The organism is Candidatus Planktophila sp., from assembly GCF_040402315.1.
Taxonomy (GTDB): Bacteria; Actinomycetota; Actinomycetes; order Nanopelagicales; family Nanopelagicaceae; genus Planktophila.
Genome location: NZ_JBBAMU010000071.1, coordinates 1 through 1074, shown reverse-complemented (window position 1 = coordinate 1074; position 1074 = coordinate 1). Strand labels below are relative to the sequence as shown.

Annotated in this window: 1 protein-coding gene and 1 tRNA gene; one reads left to right on the top strand and one right to left on the bottom strand. The window is 49.4% G+C overall.

Annotation, left to right across the window (positions count from 1 at the left end):
• Position 1 precedes the first annotated feature (1 nt).
• Positions 2–75: transfer RNA gene (locus tag AC9UEP_RS06050), tRNA-Ile, on the bottom strand.
• A 70-nt stretch (positions 76–145) separates the two neighbouring features.
• Here AC9UEP_RS06050 and ald point away from each other — a divergent pair.
• Positions 146–1074, top strand: a 929-nt coding sequence (gene ald / locus AC9UEP_RS06045; RefSeq protein WP_509545120.1) for an alanine dehydrogenase, incomplete at its 3' end; no start/stop codon positions are given.

Sequence of the window (1074 nt, the reverse complement as noted above, 5' to 3'; positions counted from 1 at the left end):
GTGAGGCGGGTCGGGCTCGAACCGACGACGACCAAATTATGAGTTTGGGGCTCTAACCAACTGAGCTACCGCCTCGTCGGGAATGAGTTTAAGGAGTAGAATCACATAAGTCCAAGTTAAACGAGGCTTTCTTCAGGAGTTCATCATGCGCATAGGTATTCCAAAAGAAATAAAGAACAATGAATTTCGAGTCTCCACCACCGCAGCGGGAGTCCACGCACTCGTCCTCGCAGGTCACACCGTATTTGTTGAAAAATCAGCCGGCGTGGGTTCTGCCATCACAGATGCTGAATATGAAAAAGCTGGCGCCACAATTCTTGCTACCGCCGATGAAGTGTGGGCTAAGTCTGAGTTGATCATTAAGGTCAAAGAGCCAATTGCCCAGGAATATCCACGGATGCGCAAGGGGCAGACTCTCTTTACCTATCTTCATTTGGCGGCATCACGTGAATGCACCGATGCAATCATTAAATCTGGCATAACCGCGATTGCCTATGAAACTGTGGAATTTAATCGCACCTTGCCACTGCTTGCGCCAATGTCTGAAGTTGCTGGGCGCATGTCGATTCAAGTAGGTGCAACAGCGTTGCAGAGCCCTAATGGAGGACGCGGAGTATTACTCGGGGGAGTGCCAGGAGTCGCGCCAGGCAAGGTTGTTATTTTGGGTGGTGGCAGTGTTGGTGTATCGGCTGCATCCATGGCTGTCGGATTGCGCGCCGATGTCACTTTGCTTGATATCAATTTAAAGCGGCTGGCAGAAATTGATGACATCTTCCAAGGGCGGGTGAAGACAATCGCATCATCACCGTATTCAATTGCAGAGTATGTAAGTCAGGCAGATCTGGTAATTGGCGGAGTTCTCATCCCAGGTGCTGCTGCCCCTAAGTTAGTAACGGATGCAATGGTGGCAAAGATGAAACCTGGTTCAGTTCTAGTTGATGTCGCAATTGACCAAGGTGGGTGCTTTGAAGGTTCGCACCCAACAACTCATGCCGATCCAACATTTAAGATTCATAACTCACTGTATTACTGTGTTGCAAATATGCCAGGTGCTGTGCCAGCCACATCTACAGC